The sequence below is a fragment of the Micromonospora sp. NPDC005197 genome (genome assembly GCF_040608295.1).
In the GTDB taxonomy this organism is placed as follows: domain Bacteria; phylum Actinomycetota; class Actinomycetes; order Mycobacteriales; family Micromonosporaceae; genus Micromonospora.
Genome location: NZ_JBEXHY010000057.1, coordinates 1 through 16,088, shown reverse-complemented (window position 1 = coordinate 16,088; position 16,088 = coordinate 1). Strand labels below are relative to the sequence as shown.

The window sequence follows — 16,088 nt, the reverse complement described above, 5'->3', positions numbered from 1 at the left end:
CTCCCCAGTTCCAGGAGCTGGTCAGCTACAAGATTCGCAGATGGCGATGGCTTCTGTCACCTTCGTTACTTGAGCAGATTGGGGATGACGATGGCCTGGCACCACAGGTTCAGGGCAGCAGCATGAGGAGTCCGGAACCGCGGGACGACCTAGATCTGAGATGGTGCCTTGAGACAGGACACTGTTGCTGGCCGCCGGATTGGTGACGCCTACGTTGACTGGGCGGGATGGAGGCCGGGAGAAGCGTGAGGGGTCGCCGTGCGCGATCAGGCCATGCGGTGAGATGAGCGATGCAACGCTGGTCGCGAGTGAGGCGCCGCCTCCTGCGGGCTCAGCAACGAGGACGTCTTGGTGATCATCCAGGCTGTAGTGCTGGAGACCCCAGCCAAGAGAAGTGCGAGCCGCTAAGAGCACTGAGGCACAGATGCTCCCGCACCCGGGTCGATGGTGACGTACATGCTCGGGATCCACTGCGGATCCGGCGTGCTCAATCGGTACCAGACTGAGGTCGCCGGCAACCGGTCCTCCCACGGCCTGTCCTTGATCTCGCGGCCGCTTGGGTTGAGACACAAAACAGACACGCTGCCGTTCTCCGGGTAATGGGCAACCTCCGTGCCCTTGCCACGCGTAGTCGGATCGCTGTAGGCCTTGACACCAACGAACCGGTTGGTGTCAACATCCATCGTCCTAGTGATCCGTGCTTCAAAGGTTCGGCCGGTGGATCTGACCAGGCTTCCGGTGGCGGAAACCTGGCTCGAGTCCTTATCCGGCGAATCGGACGGACGGTTCGCCAGGATGAGAGCAACAACCGCAGCAGTAGCACCGATGATTCCTGCGATGCTTGCCGCTACCTGCAGCGTGCTCATCCCCTTCTTCGCTGGAGGATTGGTGTCACCAGCCCGGTTTCCGGTTCCGGAGTTTACGTAGACGTTGTTGGCGTCCCGGATCTTGAAACTGTTCCCCTTCTTTTCCCGCTTCCTGCGCTTCTCCTTCTGGGTGTCGGAACCGCTCGACTCCTCAGGGTCCGGGTTAGATGGGGCTATCGTCACGGCTTCTCCTTCCCTGGGGACGACCACCATAGTGGAGCCAAATTGATCTCTTTCAGGAGGCCCGGCCCTTACAACACTCATGGACGAGTCAGGCGCCGACGGTGTCACAATGCATCGCATCCCTGTGATGAGGCCGGGGAAGAACCGCCGATGAGTCACTCACGCTGAGGCCCCTGGATCTTGCGGCGGGTCGAAGGGCCCTTTCCGAGGAGGCTCGCCCGTAATAGATTAGAATAGCTTTCGCATTACAGAGATCAATTTGCGGCGAGTCCCGACCCATGCCATCCTCGGGTCAAGTTTGCTCGTGAAACGCTTCACAAGCGGGGGTGCCTTGTACGCCCGCCCGGCCGTCCACCTTGGCCGCGCTGGTCGCGGTTAGCCCCGCTGGCCTGCTGTTCACTGTCGGATCTACCTCCCCTGAACACACCCGTACGGCCTGTACCGGCTTATGATCCTCATGAGAACGACACGTGACCAAAGGCCGGGTACCAACACCCGCCCCACCATGGTCCCCGGCATCCCACAGATGCCTTGCTTGACCGCCGTCCAGCCGTCTGCGAGGCGCCGGACACCACCGACACGCTCCGCGTCAGCATCTGGTCACTGGCGACGCAAAGAATGAACCAAACGGGAACTGGACTCGCCGTCGGAGACTCATCGCCATCGGCGACTCATCGCAGCGACGGCACCGCCCTCGCCGGGTCGGCTAGGCCCCAGTTGCCCCGGTACCTAACCCGACCATGTCGACCGAAGACTCCGCGCAGAGAGGTTCCGCCTATGAAGCCGCTCCGCTCCGCCCTCATCGCCAGTATCGGACTCGTCCTAGTCCTAGCGGTGAGCCTCGTGCTTCACCAGCGCACACTGGAGTCCGTCGAACCCGGCCTCCCCGTCGCGGCTGGCCAAGCCGCGGAAACTGCCCCCGCCAACCCGCGGTGGCGGCTCAACCCGGACGGGACGCAGGCGGACGAGGGAGTCAGCCGGGTACAGGCCCCCAACACCGGCGACCAGGTCCGGGTCCGCGAACGGCCGCAGGGCAACAACACCGGCCAGACGCAAGGCTTCGGCATCATCGACGAGCTCGATGCCGGCAGTCAGGTGGTCATGAAGTGCTGGACGGACACCAGCGCGCCGAGCGACGGTACCTCCCGCCGGTGGTTCTGGGTCGTTGAGGCGCCGTCGGGCAGCCCACACCCGGGGGTGACCGGGTACGTGTGGTCCGACCTGGTCTGGGACCAAATTAGGGTGCCGAAGTGCGACGCGTCGATGACTCGGCCAGTCGATCCACTGAAGCACAGCGTCGTCGCGCTGACGCAGGGGAAGGCGGCCCCGTCGGGCTACTTTTACGCGGTACGACTTTCGGCGTTTCCGCCGGGCTGGCACGCCAGAGTGCAGTGCATGGACGACAACGACCCCGACGTGTTCAAGAGCTTCGACCTGGTGGTGAATGCCGACGGCACTGCGGCGAGGGACGACGGGTGCTACAGCGGGGACAGCGGCGGGCACTGGGTGAACGTCTGGGGCGTCGAGTCCGAGCACGTGACGTGGCCAACCTCGGTGGCAAGCCCGGCGTTGCCGACCAGCGGTGCGGATGACGAACCGCCAGCCAGCGCCGACGGACCGCGCCCGGAGACGCCAGCCCGGCAGGAACCTTCCGGCCCGGCCACCCGGACTTTGTTGGTGCAGAACCTGGTAACCAACGGCGCGACGGCCATGCGCGAAGACAAGCCTGCGTACCTTTCCTCCCGCACGGAGCCCACCTGCCGGACAAGGGGTTGCGCCCTCGAGGGCACCAACATGAGCACCGGTGCCCGGATCGTGGCCACCTGTCAGCTCGACGGGAGCACGATCACCAATGGGCAGAACAACTCCCCGGACGATGACGCCAACCCGGGCCTGTTCAGCTCGAGTCTCTGGTACGGCGTCCGGTGGTCCGACGGGCGTCCCGGCTACCTTTCAGAAGTCTGGATCCAGCCGGACGGGCGAGGCGGCCTCGGATTGCCGCATTGCTGACTTCTATCAGGTCTTCTCGATGGGACGTGACCGGCCAGAGAGCTGGCTAGTCACGTCCCATCGGCCGTTTGAACCGGTGGAACCTGCAGGAGAGGCGCAAACCGCGCTTACTCTGCATGGTTGGCTCGCGCTGCCGGAGGTTGCCGAGCTTGAAGCATTCCGGCAGTGTGTCGAATCGCAAAAGCTGGCCACTCGCCCAAGATTCAGAGACCACCGCTGATCTTCAGCAGGCGAGCACAGCAGGTACCCGTTGCGACCTGCAAACCCAAGGCAAACTTGAAGAGCATGCAGGTAGACAGCCTGCAAACGCAGATAGAGCATCGTCTTAGGAAACCGATGCTCTATCCCCTGAGCTACGAGGGCGCGAGCGCATAGTCTAGCGACCTGGGGGTTCACCTGGGGTGGCAGGGAGTGGCCCACGTTCACCCACGTTCCCCGGACCGCCGTTCGCCCAGCCCAGGGAGTCTCTATGCGAGTTCGCACAGCGCCACCTCTGCCGATCTTGGCTGTTTGGGCTGGTAGAGGGTCTTGTCGCGGATGCAGGCCCAGAGGACGTTGAGGCGTTGTCTGGAAAGGGCGGCGGCGGCTTGGCGGTGAGTCTTTCCTTCGGCTCTTTTCTTGTCGTAGTAGGCGCGTGATCGTGGGCAGTGGGTCAGGGCGGTGAAGCTGGACATGCTGAACACCCGGCGCAGGCCGCGGTGGTAGCGGTGGGGCCGAACCTGATGACCCTGCCTGCGGCCGGAGTCTCGGGAGATCGGCGCGAGCCCGGCGTGGGCGGCGAGTGCAGCGGGGCTGGAGTAGGTGGTGAGGGTGCCGGCGTGGGCGAGGAACTCGGCGGCGAGGGTGGTGCCGATGCCGGGCAGGCTGGTGAGGATCTCCCCCAGCTCGTGCTCGGCGACCACCGCGGCGATAGTTTCCTCGATGGCGGTGATGCGGTCGTTGACCGCTTCGAGGTCGGTGGCCATCTGACCCACGATCAGGGCCGCGGTGGCCTCTCCCGCGACGGAGACGGTTTGTGTCCGCGCGGCGGCGTGAACTTTGGCGGTGAGTGTCTTGGCGGCCCACACGCCGTGCTGGCGTAGGTAGGCCAGGATGCGGGCTTCGCCGGCGCGGCGCAGCCCGGCGGGGGTCTGCCACTGCGCGAGGAGCCGGAGCGCACCTCTGCTGCGCAGATTCAGCGCCTTCTCCAAGGCGGGGCTGATCATGGTCAGGAGGTCCTGGATGCGGGCGGTCCTTCTCGCTCGTGCTGGTCAAGGGGCATGGACCCGCCGCGGTTCAGTAGCCACAACTTCGGAAAGGGCGATCGGTCGCAAGTCTCCATCCAGTGCTGATACAGCGGTCGTCAGCGAGGGCCGGGGCGTCCTACTCCTAGCTGGCCATGACATCGGCAGCACACACCCAGACAGTCACCCGACCCTCCGGGTCCAATCGGCAAACGACATCATTCGATGTCTGGTTGCGGGTTCGGACGAACTCCTGGAGCCTGCTGCCGTTGGCATCGGCTGTTCGGGACGTCACGCCGGCACGCCGCGGCGGCCTCACGGCCTTCCCGTCTCCGGCGACGGTCACTCGGCGGCGCTCCGTACGTCGTCCGACGAGTCCGCACAGGGAGGAGAACGACGGCATGACGGTGGTATCGGGGCAGCGGCCGACAGCGGCGAGGCCATCGGTCGCCGGGCAGGCTGTTTAGGTGTCTAGGCCTGCGAGGTTGAGGCGTTCGAGCAGGCTGGGCTTGCGGGCGTGCACCGCCCGTAGCTCGGCCAGCCGGTTTCGGAACGATGCGCTGGCTCCGTCGCGGTCGCCGAGATCGCGCAGGTCAACGAGGAGTTGAACTGCGGTGTCGTACTCGCGGGGCTTCTTCGTGGCGATGAGTTCGTCGACCCGCTGCCAGGCGGCGGGTTGGTCGACCGCGAGGGCGTCGAGGTGCCGTTGCCGGGCGGCCGCTGCGGACCGTTCCCTGCGAGCCCAGTCGCGTTCGCGCTGCTCGGCGTCCCGTCGTTCCCGTTCGGCGCGCAGGTCCGCGGCGATGGCGAGTAGCTCCCCGGCGGTGCGGGCGACTGCCGGGGTGGGCGTATCGGTGCGGTGTGCGTCGCGGTAGCGGCGCAGCAGTTGGCTGCGTAGGTGGCTGTCGCCGCCGGTGATCAGGTCGGTCAGGATGGCGTCCTTGTCCCGGGCGGGAAGCCCGACGACCCAGGTGCGGAGTTGCGCCGCGGTCGGTTCACCGGGGGCGACCGGCACCGACCCTGCCGCCGCGGCCGCGATCAGGTCGGGGTCGATGCGCAGAAACTCGGCGACGGCGGTGAGGGGCGCGTCGAGGGTGCCCATGCCGGCGGGGACGGGCGGTTCGGGCTCGTCGTCGGCGATCTCCTCGGACTGTACGCAGCGCAGCCAGGCCAGGTATAGCAGGCGCAGGTCGCCGGCGGCGAGGCCGGCCCGGACCGGGATGATGGAGGTGAGCAGACCGTGGCCGTCGAGGTCCCACTCGTCGGTGCCGTCCTCGTCCTCGTCATGGAGGTCGACGATGACGTGCTTGCCGGCGGCCCACACGGACGCGCTGTCACCCTGGCAATAATGGGCGACGGTTGCGGGGTCGAGCACGTGTTTCGGTAGCCGCAGCATGAGCTGGCGGGTGCCCCAATTGGCCAGGTACAGGTGCGCGTCGAAATACCGTTCCATCAGCCTGCGCGGGTCGCCCTTGAAGTTGCCCCACTCGTAGGTGTTCACGAAGCTGGTGGCGGTGATGTCGGCCCGGGTCGACATCGACCGCAGGTCGGCCCGCTCCCGGCCGGTGAGAGGCCGGTCGACGGCGGTAAATTCGTAGTACTGGTACTCGCTCATCGTGGCCTACCTTCCGGCCCATTGCCGGTAGGCGTCGATCCACGCTCTGCCGTCCGGCGCGGGGGTGGGTAGCGGCAGGTCGAGTAGGCCGATCCTCTGCCGGTGGCGAACTCGGGTGCAGACCGCGACGATGCTGTCCGCGATCAGGTCGACCTTTAGCACCGTGACCTCGACGCCGAGGACGGTGGTCGTGAACGGCACCACCAGGTGCTCCTCGATCATGGTGAACAGGCCGGTGAGCTGCTCGTCGTCGCCGTACGCGTCGACCGTGGCTTCCTCGATCATCGCCTCCAGTGCGGCGTGTCCCTTCGATGCCATCGGCGGAGGATATCGGACCGGTGTCGGGGTGTTCGGAGCCAGATACGCGAGGATGGTCGGCATGAGTTCGGTGGCCGAGTTCGTCGATCTTCGCCGGGAGGTCGAGCGGTTACGGGCGGAGAACACTCGACTGGCGCGTCTGCTGGAACTGCGCGGCCAGGACACGACCGCGGCACCGGAGCAGTTGTCCGCGCCGGTTGAGCCGCCAGGGCTGGTCACCATGGCTTCGCCGACTCGGGACAAGCTGGCGTTGTTCGCCGACCGGTTCCGGCCCCGGTCCGACGTGTACGCCGTGCGGTGGGAGAACGCCCGTACCGGCGCTGTCGGGTGGATGCCCGCGGTCGCTGGCGGTTGGCGTAAGGGTATGGACCGGCGCGGTGCCACCTACCTGCCACGGACGACGGAGGTCGTTGCGGCGCATCTGGTCGGCGACGTGTTCGTGGGCCTGTACCCGCTGATGCCCGGCAACACCTGCCACTTCGTCGTGGCCGACTTCGACGGGCCGACGGCGATGCTCGACGCCCTCGCGTACGTGAAGGCGGCACGGGCCAGCGCGGTGCCCGCCGCGTTGGAGATCTCCCAGTCGGGCCGCGGCGCCCACGTGTGGGTCTTCTTCACCGGCGCGGTTCCCGCGGCCACCGGGCGGGCCGTCGGCACCGTCCTGCTGCGTGAGGCGATGGTGCTGCGCGGGTCGATGGATCTGCGCTCGTACGACCGGCTGTTCCCCAACCAGGACGTCCTGCCCGAGGGTGGCTTCGGCAACCTCATCGCCGCACCGCTGCAGGGGCGGCGCCGCAAGGACGGGCTGACCACGTTTCTCGACCTCGGCACGCTCGAGCCGTACGCGGACCAGTGGGCGTTCTTGTCGACGCTGGACCGGCTCAGCCCCGGCGACGCCGAACACGTCGCCCGGCAGGCCAAGCAAGCCGTCACCGGTGCCGACGTCGCCACGATGAGCCGGTCCGCCGCGACGCAGGTCCATCCTCCGCTGCCTCCGGTGGTCCACGCGGAGGCCGGTCCCGGGCTGAGCATCGACGCCGCACAGCTCACCCCTGCCGCTCTGGCGACGTTCAAGCACGCCGCCGCCATAGCCAACCCGAAGTTCTACGAGCTGCAGCGACTCCGCAAATCCACCTGGGACACCCCTCGCTTCATCCAGGGCTACGACCTCACCCTCGATGACCGCCTGGTTCTCCCGCGGGGCCTGCGGCACACCATCGCCACGATCGTCGAACGCGCCGGGTCGCGGCTGGCTGTCACGGACGTACGAAACTCCGGGGCCGAGATCGAAACCGCGTTCGCCGCCGAACTCACCGGCAAGCAGGCCGACGCGGTCGGCGCGCTTCTCGCCCACGACAACGGAATTCTGGTCGCCCCACCGGGCTCCGGCAAGACCGTCATGGCCTGCGCCGTGATCGCCGAACGCACCACGTCCGCCCTGGTCCTCGTCGACCGCAAAGCCCTCGCCGACCAGTGGCGCGTCCGCATTGAGCAGTTCCTCGGAATCAAGCCCGGTCAACTCGGTGGCGGCCGACGCAAACTCACCGGCACGGTGGACATCGCACTGCTGCCGTCTCTCGCGCGACGCGACGACGTCGCCTCCCTGACCCAGGGGTACGGGCACGTCATCGTCGACGAATGCCACCACCTCGGCGCGGCCGCGTACGAGCACTCGGTCAAACGGATCGCCGCGCAGTTCTGGCTCGGCCTCACCGCCACCCCCACTCGACGCGACGGCCTCGGCCAACTCGTCACCTGGCAACTCGGACCCGTCCGCCACACCCTGACCGACGAGGAACCGGGCACCCTCGCGGCAGCGATGCACGCCGACGCCGGACCCCGTCGAACGCTGTTCATTCACGAGACAACATTCCAGCCCGGCTACATCGACCTTGACGCGCCCGGCGGGCTCGCCGAGGTGCACCGAAGACTCGCCGTCGACGAGTCACGCAACGCTCGGATCGCCGACGACGTCGTCGCGGCCCTGACCCGTGGACGCAACTGTCTCGTCCTTACCCGGCGGGTCGCTCACGTCGAGGCACTCAGCGCCCTGCTCTCGACGCGAGGACACCAGGCGCTCGTGCTGCAAGGAACGATGAGCACCACCAACCGACGGACCATCGTCGAACGACTCGACCAGGCCAAGACCGGCGAAGGCCTCCTCGTCATCGGCACCACACCGTTCATCGGTGAAGGCTTCGACGCCCCCGCCCTCGACACCCTCTTCCTCGCCGGCCCGATCTCCTACGACGGGCTACTCGTCCAATGCGCCGGCCGCGTCATCCGCGCCGCACCCGGCAAGGACCTCGCCGAGGTCCACGACTACCACGACCCGGCCACCCCCATCCTCGCCGCCTCACTCCAACGCCGCATGCCCGGATACCGGGCCCTCGGCTTCACCAAAACATGAGTGCCTCCGATCGCGGTCATCACTGCCTGGCGGAACGAGGAACAGGGAGCGGTAAGCGGCCGGCTGATCCACTTCGCTCGGTGCCAATGCGGCGGCTGATCCCAACCATGCCCACGAGGAGCAACGTCTTCGCCAGCACGATGGGAAACAAGCCAAGCGTGCTGGGCCTAGCGTAGTAGGCTGACGGGCATGGGTCGGTTCTCCGAGGATGAGCTGCACGCGGTTGTCTCCAGGTATGAGGCGACGCGGGCACAGGCGTTGACCGAGCGGGACGAGCAGTTGCGGGCGTTTCATGCGGCCGGCTGGCGGCCGGTGGACCTGCAGCGGGTCACCGGATACAGCCGGGAGACGATCCGTCAGGTGCTACGACCGGAGGTCCGGCGGGCGACCAACATCAACCGACGCAGGACATCACCCCAACCGCCGGCGGACTACCAGCCCTACGGCGACCGGAGGCCCTACGTGGTGGCCCAAACCCTTGCCGAACTGCACGGCCCCACCGAAGGCGCGGTGACGCTTCCGCGTCATCTCGACTGGTCCGGGCACCCCGAGTACGACCTGAACCGGACCACACGCCTGGCCAGCATGTACAAGGTGGTACTCACCGAGGCGAGCACGGTCGAGGACCTGAACACCTGGCTCGACGCCGACCTCCTCCGAAGGCTCTGGCCCACCCTCTGGCTGCCACCCCAGCTCCGCCAGCGCTGGGAAGATGCCTTTCCCGAACTCGCCGCAAACCGCAGCAACGCGGCATAGCGGTGGACCCCTTCCACGAACGCCTCGCCCGTACCGGGCTCGGGGCAGCCGATCGATACGGCTTCGCTCTGGCGGGCGGCTACGCGGTGCAGGCCGCCGGGCTCCTGGAGCGACCCAGCGAGGACGTCGACCTGTTCACCGCCTGGGACCGCCGCGAGGAGTTCACCACCGCGGTCACCGCCGTCGTGCACGCCTACCGAGACGACGGCCTGACCGTCGAGACCGAGCGGCAGTACGACACGTTCGCCCGGCTGGCCGTCACCGACGGCATGCGGATCTCCAAGGTCGAACTCGGCGTGGACTGGCGTGCCAACGAACCGATCCTCATGGCGATCGGACCGGTACTGCACCCTGACGACGCGGTCGCGAACAAGATGAGCGCACTCTACGGGCGAGCGTTCGCTCGTGACTTCATCGACATCGACGCCACGCTCCGATCCGGCCGCTACACGCGCCAGGCCCTTCTCACCCTCGCGCAGCGCGCCGACCGTGGTTTCGACCGCCGCGTCTTCGCCGACGCTCTCGGACAAGCCACCCTGCTCGATCCTGACGACTTCGCCCAGTACGGCGTCGCCGACCGAGCGCTGGACGATCTTCGTAGCCGATTCGCCGAATGGCGCCGGGAGCTGCTCGGCGAGAACGAACCCGCCGAGGATGCCTCGGCTTCCGGCTCGCGGCAGCATTAAGCCTGCACTCAGGACCCACAGCGTTCCAGCTGATCTTCGGCAAGCGATCGCAGCAAGGCCGCGAAGCGACCGGCACATACAGGTAGAAAACAAGAACCCGCAGGTCATCGGCCTGTGGGCATCGGCGGAGCGTCGGGTTAGGAAACCGATGCTCTATCCCCTGAGCTACGAGGGCGCGAGTGGTCAGTGTAACGACCTGCGCGTTGACCCGCGTTGGCAGGGACTGACCACGTTGCGGTGCTTGTAGAGCTGCTTGTCGGAGACTGGCGGCCGGCCGCCGCAGCTGCCGAGTCGACGGCTGCCCTGCTGGTCAGCGCGTTCGGGGATGGTGTGCCCGATACCGCGCTGGCGTAGGTCGGTCCGGATGGCCTTGGAGCTGTAGCCCTTGTCGGCGATGACGTGATCCGGGCGAACCCGAGGTCGAACGGGCCCGGACCGCTCGACCCGGATCGCGGCCATGACCTCGGTGAAGCGGCTGCAGTCGTTGACGTTGCCGCCGGAGAGCACGAACGCCAAGGTCCGCCCGTCGCGGGTCGGAGCGCGCAACGCGGCGAGTGCCGGGGCGTCGTACCGGGCGTTCGCGACCACGAGCGCCCGCCGCAGCCCGGTCACGGGCCGGCTGGGTTGAGCCAGGAGCGCTGCCACGATCGGCGCGACATCGACGTCGGCGGCGACCTCCACGTCGACCCCGGCTACGGTCAGCCGCACCCGGCGGCGGCCGGCGACGCGGGCGAGGCAGCCGCGGATCGCCTCCACTACCTTCGTGAGGGCCCCTGCGGTCTGCAGGGCGGTGACGATGAACGCGATCACGCCGAGCGCTCGATCCCGGGCGCCGTCGGGCGCGGTGCCGGTCGCCGCCGCGTCGATCCGAGTCGCGCCCGCGTCGGCCAGCGCGAGCCGCAGCATCCCGGCCAGCTCATCGACGCCGTCTGGCCCGCACCGTCCTAGCGGAACTAGCGCTCGTCTCGCCGGCCGCTTGGCCACCGACGTTTGACGCACTGACTGTCACGGCGATACCCCGACCGTCCTGCAGCGTCGTAGCGCTGGATACCAACGCCTTGTCAGAACAGGTCGGCGGGTAGCTGGAAGGTCAGCCATCCGGCGACCGCACCGTGCGACTCCAGTCGCACGGGCGGGTCCAGCGCGGTCACAAGGGATCACAGCAGTACGTCCCTGCGACCCGCGCCCGCGCCCGCGCTGCAGGAGCAGGAAACCCGCAGGTCACCTGCGTTGGCCGCTGCGGGTCAGCCCCGCACCGCAGCCAGGCACTCGTCGTACAGGTCCATGATGTCGCCCTTGCCGTCGTTGGCGACCCACGTCATCGATGCGGCATCCAGGCACGCGAACGCCGTCGCGATCACCGCGCGCGCCTTCGCGCCCTCCTTGTCGGTAGCTGCGTCCATACGGGTCTCGATGAGCGGCAGCAGGTTCTCCTGGAATCGCAGTCGCTTTTCAAGCCAACCGGCACGCAACGAGGCGGTGTTGTGGAGGAGGCGGAACCGCTCCAGGGCCTGTTCTCGGCTGTCGTGCAAGGCCAGTACGGCAGCAACCCCTGCGCGCAGGGCCTCCCAGACACCGGAATCGGCAGGCTGTTCGCCGATCGTGTCCATCAGGACCTGCCCGAACCGGTCCTGACCTCCGCCGAGAAGGTCCTCCTTGGTGCCGAAGTAGCGGAAGAGGGTGCGCTGGGAGACGCCGGCCTCCCGGGCGATCTGGGCGATGGTCGTCTCGTCGTAGCCCTGCTCGGTGAACAGGCGCAGCGCCGTCTTGAGGATCTCCTGGGAAGCCAGCTGCCGTGTCCGGTCCCACAGCGTGGTCGGTGCGCCCGTCGCTGACTTGGCCTCCTGCTTCATGCCACCCAGACTAGCCCGGCACTGCCATCCTGACAGTGACATCATGTTTGGCAGTCACTGCCAGGCTGTCGTACGCTGCCAGAGGCAGTGACGCAGCATGCCCACGGCCCCACGGACAGGGCCGCCCCCGGCCCAGAAGTACGCAAAGGAGCGCATCATGCCTGCACCCACAGCTTTGATCACCGGTGGAACCAGCGGCATCGGCAAGGCGACCGCCGAACTACTCCACTCCCGCGGCTACCGCGTCATGGTCACCGGCCTCGGCAATGTCGCCGACGCCGGGCTTCCCGAAGACGTCACGGCCGTCCGGGCCGACGCACGGTCCCTGCCAGACATCGACCAGGCGATGGACCAGGCGCGCCAGCAACTCGGCTCCCTCGACCTGCTCTTCCTCAACGCGGGCATCTCCCGCCCCGGCCCGATCGAATCAACCGACGAAGAGGCCTTCGACGTGCTGTTCGACATCAACGTCAAGGGAAACTTCTTCACCCTGCAAAAGGCGCTGCCGCTCCTCAACGAGGGCGCCTCGGTCGTGTTCACCGTGGGCGCCGCCGAAGGGCTCGGGGCCGCGATGACAGCAGCCAAGGGCGCTCTGCTACCCCTCATGCGGTCCCTCGCGCTCGAACTCGCCCCCCGCCGCATTCGCGTCAACGCGGTCAGCCCGGGAATGATCAACACCCCTGTCTACAGCAGGATGGGTATCTCCCAGGAAGTGATCGACTCCTGGGCCCGGGACGTCCCGCTCGGCCGCGTCGGCGCTCCCGCCGACATCGCCGAAGCCGTGGCCTTCCTCGCCTCGGACGCCGCCGGCTACATCACCGGCGACAACCTCACCGTCTCCGGCGGCATCGGTGTTCACTCCAACGCCTGACGAGCAATTTGGCTCTGATCTGGAAGGTTCACCAGGTCCGATGCTCAGGCTGTAGCCCTGGCGAGCCGACGGCCCGAGCGGGAAGCCGGCCGACCGCCAGGCACCGGACTGCGACACGGATGCAGCCTGTCGTGATCCACTTCTCGTGATCGGCCTGCCTGCCTTGCCCATTACCCCTGCCTGCCCGATTGCCCTGACCGCCTCTCCCAGCCGAGGACCACCCCGAGCACACGAACGCCGGTTTGCGACCGGCGGTCGGCCGCAGTGACCCGTGTTGGCACCGGTTGGCACCGGTTGGCATCCGCTGGAGAGCACACACCGCACACATCATCGAGAATCAATGGCCTTCGTCCCCATACCCCGTCGCCGGCGTTGCCACCGAAGAACCTGGGAGCGCGGGTCTGTCCCCGGTTCGCTTGGACCCGCCGCGATCCTGGCCACGACGGTCCCCACGTGTCCGCACATGCCAGATTCAGGTGTCCGGGAACGAGGGGAAGCTCACTCCAGGCCCCTGAATGTGAAACCTGGTTTGGGCTGTCGACGCTGTGGTGAGGATCCTCGTGCTCGGCGATGACCAGCCGGGTCTCGTAGGCTCAGGCCGTGGAAAGCAGCCGAGGGTGGATCATGGCGCAGCTGTTGGATGCGGCGGAGAACGCCTCCCCCGTCGACGCGGTCGACGCGGTCACCCGGGAACTCGGTGTGGCGCTGGGGGCGCGGAGCGTCGCGTTCTTGATCGCGGACCTCAGCGGCCGGGCGCTGGTCCGGCTGACCCGCGTGCCGCTCGGCGGAACCGGTGCGGGACGCCGGGGCGGTGACGAGGTCGCCACGGTGATGCCGTTCGATGGCGGCCCCGCCGAGCAGGCGCTACGCACCCAGACGGTGCATGTTGTCCCGCAGCCTGACACGTGGACGGTGCTGGCGCCGGTGACCGACCGCGGTGAGGCCATCGGCCTGCTCGAAATGAGCCTGCCGGACGAGCCGGACCCGCGGGCGCTGGAGGAGATCACCCGTACGGCACACGTGTTGGCATTCGTGGTGATCGCCAACCGGCGGCACACCGATCTGTTCGAGTGGGGGCAACGGACGACCCCGTTCACCCTGTCCGGGGAGATCCAGCGGCGCCTGCTGCCCGCCTCGTTCACCTGTGAGGCCAGCGCGTTCACCCTGTCCGGCTGGCTGGAACCCGCCGCCAGCATCGGCGGGGACACCTTCGACTACAGCCTCGCCCGCGACGTGCTGCACTTCAGCGTCACCGATGCGATGGGCCACGGCGTGGCCAGCGCGCTCACGGCCACCCTGGGCGTGGGCAGCCTGCGCAACAGCCGCCGCCGCGGGGTCGGTCTGGTGGAACAGGCCGACGCGGCGAATGCCGACGTGGCCGGCCATGCCACCGTGCCCGGCGGTTACATCACCGCGGTCCTCGGCCGTCTCGACCTGCGCACCGGCGTGTGCGCGCTGCTCAACGCCGGGCACGTCCCGCCGATGCTGGTACGCGACGGGAACACTCGGGTGCTGCCACTACCGCCCAACTTCCCGCTGGGAATGTTCGCCGACGCCGGACACCGCGCTGGCGAGGTCGAGCTGCGGCCGGGCGACCGTCTGGTGGTGGTCACCGATGGCATGCGGGAGCGCAACGCCGCCAACCTGGATTTACCGACCATGTTGCTGTCGATCACCGGTCTGCATCCACGAGAGGCCGCCCGGGCGTTGGCCGACGCCGTCCTGGAGGTCAGCGGACCAACGCTGGCCGATGACGCCACCCTGTTCATCCTCGACTGGCACGGCGGGCACCGCGAGGACCGGCGTACCAGCGCCGGCGCCGACCAGGAGCGTGCCAGCGCCGCTCTGCCCGACTGACTACTGGCCTGGCGGGTGGTCGGTGGACGGCACATCGGCTTCAGCCGCCTGCACATTGTCATAGACCTGGATCACGCGATCCACCGACGTGACCGTCAGGACGCTGTGCACGGCGGGCTGTGCCGCGGCGAGGCTCAGCCGACCGCCGACGTCACGCAGCGCCTTGAACATCACGACCAGCGCGCCCAGTCCGCTGGAGTCCATGAATCCCACCCCGGCCAGGTCCACCACCACGTGGTGGTTACCGGCGTCGACCAACCGTTGCAGACGCTCGCGCAGCTGCGGGGATGTCGCCATGTCCAGCTCGCCGCGCGCCTCCAGCACGGTGCAACCCCGGCCCGGCCGGACCGACAGCAGCAGTTCCACAGCAACCTCCCCCACGCCCCGATGATCCCCGCCTACCCTATTCTGCCGACGGGTGAACCGCCGTCGGCCCGGGCACGTCGAGCCGGCACCTCTGACTGTTTCGCCTCAGCAGAACCGGGGTAGGGCTGATCACCACTGGAGCATCGCGCCTCAGGGTGACGCGGTAGGCCGACGGTTCAGGCACGGGCCGGGGAGGAGCTGTGCAGTGCGGGTGAGCATGAACCTGTCACTTCCACGGCAACCGTCGTCGGTGACCCGCGCCCGCCACGTCCTCACCACCCTGCTGAGCCTCACCGATGTCGCCGAGGACTCCCGTGACCACCTCGCCGTACTGATCAGCGAGGCGTGCGCCAACGCGGTGCTGCACGCCGATCCCGACAGCGTCGTCGACATCACCATCGTCATCGACGACGACGTCTGCCTCCTCGAGGTCGGCAACCGCGGCAGCATCCCCGACGGCGGCGGCCTCGACGCCGAACTCCCCGCCCCGCTCACCGTCGGCGGTCGTGGACTGCCCCTGATCGCCGCGCTCGCCGACACGGCAGCCTTCGTCGACGGGCCACCGGGCCATGTGCTGCTCCGCATCACCAAACATCTCACCGACGCACGAACGGCACCGATCCGATAACCGGACGCCCGCGCCATCCGCCGAGTCCGAGCCGATGTCCGGTCTTCGGTGGGGGCGTCTGGCGGCTGGCGGCCGACATGGAAAGAGGTGCGACGAGCAGGAGTACGCCGGCAGAGCCGAGGTGGTTCGCGCTGGCGAGCCAGTCAGCTCACCGCCCGCCGATGACCTCAGGCGTCAGTGTGCCGCGTCCCATGCTGCTGGTTCTGGTTTTGCCGGAGGGCTTCCTCCAGCTGGTCTTCGAGGATGATGATCCGGCAGGCAGCCTCCAGGGCGGTACCCTGGTCGACCATCTCCCGGGCCCGAGCGGCCAGGCGAAGCTGGTAGCGGGAGTAGCGGCGGTGCCCACCGCTGGAGCGGTGCGGGTTGATCAGTTTCGCCTCGTCCAGGCGGCGCAGGAAGTCCTGGGTGGTGCCGAGCATTTCCGCAGCTTGGCCAATGGTGTAGGC

General features: G+C 67.9%; 15 protein-coding genes. 7 read left to right on the top strand and 8 right to left on the bottom strand.

Translation table 11 applies throughout. The features are described 5' to 3' along the window. Window positions 1-404: 404 nt before the first annotated feature. Window positions 405-1,049: a hypothetical protein gene (locus ABZU46_RS19135; RefSeq protein WP_354859534.1), complete on the bottom strand. Its 645-nt coding sequence runs from the start codon at window positions 1,047-1,049 to the stop codon at window positions 405-407. 834 nt (window positions 1,050-1,883) lie between these two features. Between ABZU46_RS19135 and ABZU46_RS19130 the strand changes: the two genes are divergently transcribed. After that, on the top strand, window positions 1,884-3,059 hold the full coding sequence (locus tag ABZU46_RS19130) for a hypothetical protein (RefSeq protein ID WP_354859531.1): 1,176 nt from the start codon (window positions 1,884-1,886) through the stop codon (window positions 3,057-3,059). Window positions 3,060-3,526: 467 nt separating this feature from the next. On the opposite strand, the gene ABZU46_RS19125 is transcribed toward ABZU46_RS19130, so the two are convergent. The 3 genes from ABZU46_RS19125 to ABZU46_RS19115 form a co-directional block, all read right to left on the bottom strand. Beyond that, window positions 3,527-4,264, bottom strand: coding sequence for a transposase (locus ABZU46_RS19125; protein WP_354859529.1), 738 nt, complete (start codon window positions 4,262-4,264; stop codon window positions 3,527-3,529). A 481-nt stretch (window positions 4,265-4,745) separates the two neighbouring features. Further along, window positions 4,746-5,897, bottom strand: coding sequence for a hypothetical protein (locus tag ABZU46_RS19120; protein ID WP_354859527.1), 1,152 nt, complete (start codon window positions 5,895-5,897; stop codon window positions 4,746-4,748). A gap of 6 nt (window positions 5,898-5,903) precedes the next feature. Then, a complete protein-coding gene (locus ABZU46_RS19115) occupies window positions 5,904-6,215 on the bottom strand; it encodes a hypothetical protein (protein ID WP_354859524.1) in 312 nt (103 codons plus the stop codon). A 61-nt stretch (window positions 6,216-6,276) separates the two neighbouring features. On the opposite strand from ABZU46_RS19115, the gene ABZU46_RS19110 reads away from it, so the two are divergent. The 3 genes from ABZU46_RS19110 (at window position 6,277) to ABZU46_RS19100 (ending at window position 10,067) form a co-directional block, all read left to right on the top strand. After that, on the top strand, window positions 6,277-8,625 hold the full coding sequence (locus tag ABZU46_RS19110; protein ID WP_354859522.1) for a DEAD/DEAH box helicase family protein: 2,349 nt from the start codon (window positions 6,277-6,279) through the stop codon (window positions 8,623-8,625). Window positions 8,626-8,814: 189 nt separating this feature from the next. Beyond that, a complete protein-coding gene (locus ABZU46_RS19105) occupies window positions 8,815-9,381 on the top strand; it encodes a hypothetical protein (protein WP_354859520.1) in 567 nt (188 codons plus the stop codon). Between the two features lie 2 nt (window positions 9,382-9,383). Then, the gene (locus ABZU46_RS19100; RefSeq protein WP_354859518.1) at window positions 9,384-10,067 is read left to right on the top strand and encodes a nucleotidyl transferase AbiEii/AbiGii toxin family protein; all 684 of its coding nucleotides are present in this window, start codon (window positions 9,384-9,386) and stop codon (window positions 10,065-10,067) included. 183 nt (window positions 10,068-10,250) lie between these two features. Here ABZU46_RS19100 and ABZU46_RS19095 read toward each other — a convergent pair whose 3' ends face one another. Together ABZU46_RS19095 and ABZU46_RS19090 are read right to left on the bottom strand one after the other, a co-directional pair. Further along, complete coding sequence (locus ABZU46_RS19095; RefSeq protein WP_354859515.1) at window positions 10,251-10,973, bottom strand: transposase; 723 nt, start codon at window positions 10,971-10,973, stop codon at window positions 10,251-10,253. Window positions 10,974-11,311: 338 nt separating this feature from the next. After that, window positions 11,312-11,920: a helix-turn-helix domain-containing protein gene (locus tag ABZU46_RS19090; RefSeq protein WP_354859512.1), complete on the bottom strand. Its 609-nt coding sequence runs from the start codon at window positions 11,918-11,920 to the stop codon at window positions 11,312-11,314. 175 nt (window positions 11,921-12,095) lie between these two features. Between ABZU46_RS19090 and ABZU46_RS19085 the strand changes: the two genes are divergently transcribed. Together ABZU46_RS19085 and ABZU46_RS19080 are read left to right on the top strand one after the other, a co-directional pair. Next, window positions 12,096-12,791 carry an SDR family oxidoreductase gene (locus tag ABZU46_RS19085; RefSeq protein ID WP_354859510.1) on the top strand — a complete coding sequence of 232 codons (696 nt, stop codon included), beginning with the start codon at window positions 12,096-12,098 and terminating at the stop codon, window positions 12,789-12,791. Window positions 12,792-13,391: 600 nt separating this feature from the next. Beyond that, window positions 13,392-14,648: a PP2C family protein-serine/threonine phosphatase gene (locus tag ABZU46_RS19080; protein ID WP_354859508.1), complete on the top strand. Its 1,257-nt coding sequence runs from the start codon at window positions 13,392-13,394 to the stop codon at window positions 14,646-14,648. Here ABZU46_RS19080 and ABZU46_RS19075 read toward each other — a convergent pair whose 3' ends face one another. Further along, window positions 14,649-15,014, bottom strand: coding sequence for an STAS domain-containing protein (locus ABZU46_RS19075; protein ID WP_354859507.1), 366 nt, complete (start codon window positions 15,012-15,014; stop codon window positions 14,649-14,651). A gap of 205 nt (window positions 15,015-15,219) precedes the next feature. Here ABZU46_RS19075 and ABZU46_RS19070 point away from each other — a divergent pair, with 205 nt between their 5' ends. After that, window positions 15,220-15,642, top strand: a complete 423-nt coding sequence (locus ABZU46_RS19070) for an ATP-binding protein (RefSeq protein ID WP_354859505.1) — start codon at window positions 15,220-15,222, stop codon at window positions 15,640-15,642. Window positions 15,643-15,809: 167 nt separating this feature from the next. On the opposite strand, the gene ABZU46_RS19065 is transcribed toward ABZU46_RS19070, so the two are convergent. Then, on the bottom strand, window positions 15,810-16,088 hold a 279-nt coding region (locus ABZU46_RS19065; protein WP_354859504.1), incomplete at its 5' end, for a helix-turn-helix domain-containing protein.